The 2,670-nt window shown below is 60.3% G+C and carries 2 protein-coding genes; both read right to left on the bottom strand.

The window, feature by feature from the left end; genetic code table 11:
- Positions 1-241: 241 nt before the first annotated feature.
- Positions 242-1,324, bottom strand: a complete 1,083-nt coding sequence (locus tag ADADOO_RS11190) for an alkene reductase (RefSeq protein WP_511277589.1) — start codon at positions 1,322-1,324, stop codon at positions 242-244.
- A 106-nt stretch (positions 1,325-1,430) separates the two neighbouring features.
- Positions 1,431-2,015, bottom strand: coding sequence for a TetR family transcriptional repressor CurR (gene curR, locus ADADOO_RS11185; protein ID WP_511277588.1), 585 nt, complete (start codon positions 2,013-2,015; stop codon positions 1,431-1,433).
- Positions 2,016-2,670 lie beyond the last annotated feature (655 nt).

Genomic DNA, 2,670 nt, shown 5'->3' with positions numbered 1-2,670 from the left:
CCGCTCAGCTTGACCGCGATGATCAGCGCCAGGGCGGCGCCGACGCAGCGTTCGGCGGCGAAGGCGAAGGGTGGCGCGTAGGCCAGGCCCTGCTTGGCCAGCACCCAGGTGTAGCCCCAGGTCAGCGAGAGGACGATCAGGGCCAGCGCGGGCAGCCAGCGGCGGTATTCGGACATGGTGTTTCCGGGGAAAAACGGCCCCGGCCGGCGCCTGGCCGGTCGGGGCGCGAGTCAGTTGATGATCAGGCAGCCAGCGCCGGGTAGTCGGTGTAACCCTCGGCCCCACCGCCATACAGCTTGTCGGCCTGCAGTTCGTTGAGCGGCAGGTTGTCCTTCAGGCGGCGGACGAGGTCCGGCGTGCTGATGAACGGCCGGCCGAAGGCGATCAGATCGGCCTTGCTGGCCGCGACGTTGTCGATGGCCAACTCACGCGAGTAGCCATTGTTGAGCATCCAGGCACCGGGGAAAGCGCGATGCAGGGCTTCGTAGTCGAAAGCCTTGCCCTCGGGCGTCCGCGTGCCACCGGTTTCGCCTTCGATCACGTGCAGATAGGCCAGGCCGAAGGGCGCCAGTTGTTCGACGACGTAGCCGTAGAGCGCCTGCGGATCGCTGTCGAGCGGGGCCGTGAAGGTCGTCATCGGACTCAGGCGGATACCGGTGCGGCCGGCGCCGATTTCCTGGGTGATTGCCGCGACGACTTCGAGTAGCAGGCGGGCGCGGTTGGCGATGCTGCCGCCGTAAGGGCCGCTGCGGTCATTGACGCTGTCGCGCAGGAACTGCTCGATCAGGTAGGTGTTGGCGGCATGCAGCTCGACGCCATCAAAGCCGGCATCGATGGCGTTGCGTGCGGCGCGGCGGTAATCCTCGATCAGGCCAGGGATTTCATCGTCGCGCAGGGCGCGCGGCTTCGACACCGGGACGAAACCGTCGCTGGTAAAGGTCGAGGCGTCGGCGACCTTGTCGGTCGACGACACCGGCGCCGCGCCATCCGGCAGCAACGAGGTATGCGAAATCCGCCCGACGTGCCACAACTGCAGCACGATCTTGCCAGCGGCGGCATGCACGGCATCAGTCACCTGGCGCCAGCCGGCGATCTGTTCCGGGCTGTGGACGCCCGGGGTGGCGAGGTAGCCCTGGGCCATCGGGCTGATCTGGCTGGCTTCCGTAATAATCAGGCCGGCCGTGGCACGCTGGCGGTAGTACTCGACGGTCAGCGGGCCGGCGACGTTGCCGGCGATGGCGCGATTACGCGTCAACGGCGCCATGACGATGCGGTTGGCGAGGGCAATATCGCCGATTTGGATGGGGTCGAACAGGGTAGTCATGTTGAATCTCCTGATGGGTTTTGATTGAAATTAGACCGGTCGTCTATGGTTTCGGGTTAAAAAGAGGCCGCAACAACCTGCGGCCTATGCTCGGATGTTCACTGATTCAAGGCGTCAGCAACTGTTTGGTAAAGCGCATGGCGTTTTCGAGGTCCCGGCTGTTGCGGTGCAACTTGCCGAGTAGGCTGGCACCCAGCCAAAGCTGATAAAGCAATTGGGCGGTCGGCCTAGCCTCGAGCGCTGGCAGCGAGCCATCGGCGACGCCGGTTTCGATGGTGCCGGCGATGCGTTCTACGATGCGGTCGGTACCATCGCGCAAAGTCAGGCGCATGGTGTCCGACAGGTCGGAGACCTCGGCGGCGAGCTTGACGACCAGGCATTTTTGCTCGGCGCACTCAGTGCACTGCTTGTCCAGCCAGCGCTGCCAGTAGCGCATCAGCCGCTCGTGGCCCGACGCCGCTTCGGCCGCAAACAGACTGTCGATGTCGGCCAGATAACGCCCGAAGTAATCTTCGAGCAGCGCCTTGCCGTAATCTTCCTTCGATTCGAAGTAGTGATAGAACGAGCCCTTCGGTACGCCGGCGGCCTTCAGCAATTCGTTCAGACCGACGCTGGCGAAGCCCTTCCCGGCAAAAATGCCGAGACCGGTATCGAGAATGTGCTGGCGCGTGTTGTCGTGACGAGTGTTCATGGGGCGTAGTTTGCCAACAAATAGACCAGTCGTCTAGTGATATTTTGTTGTCACGTTTTACAAGATTAGCTGGCTATTGCCCGGCTACGGCCCAAAACTGACCTTGGGCCAATTTACTGAAAGCAGCCGTTTCGATGATAGTTTTCATGAAATGACAATTGCCTTATTTGTGGGCAAAATGTCTCGGCAATTTAACTGTGCCACCTATTACCGCCATCTACTCTCGTTAACATCGAGGCGCGGCTTCGCCGCTGGGACGCTCTGCCAGCAAGCCGGCTCCACGCCCCTCTCCTAAAACTACAAGGGCGTATGAAAAATCTCCAAAGCATTTATCGCATACAGAAGCCAGGTTCCGCATTGGGGTCTTGGTGCGTTCAGGTTCGCGTAAATGGCCGTGTCCAATCCAAATCGTTCGCAGACAGCAAACACGGTGGGAAAGAAAAAGCTCTTGATGTAGCAATCAAGCATCGGAATGAGCTTCTTGAGTCACTTGGATTGTCTGCACGTCTAAATAAACCAGTAAATCCATATCCTGGGGTTAGTCGAACCGAGTCAACACGTGAGCAAGGCAGCTACAAGAGAAGAGATGCCTATTGGCAGGTATAGTGGTCCCCGTTTTCAAGACAGCGGTTTAAGCTGGGCGCTGTCATAAGGA

The organism is Azonexus sp. (genome assembly GCF_036170495.1).
Taxonomy (GTDB): domain Bacteria; phylum Pseudomonadota; class Gammaproteobacteria; order Burkholderiales; family Rhodocyclaceae; genus Azonexus.
This window is presented reverse-complemented; position numbering and strand designations above follow the sequence as displayed.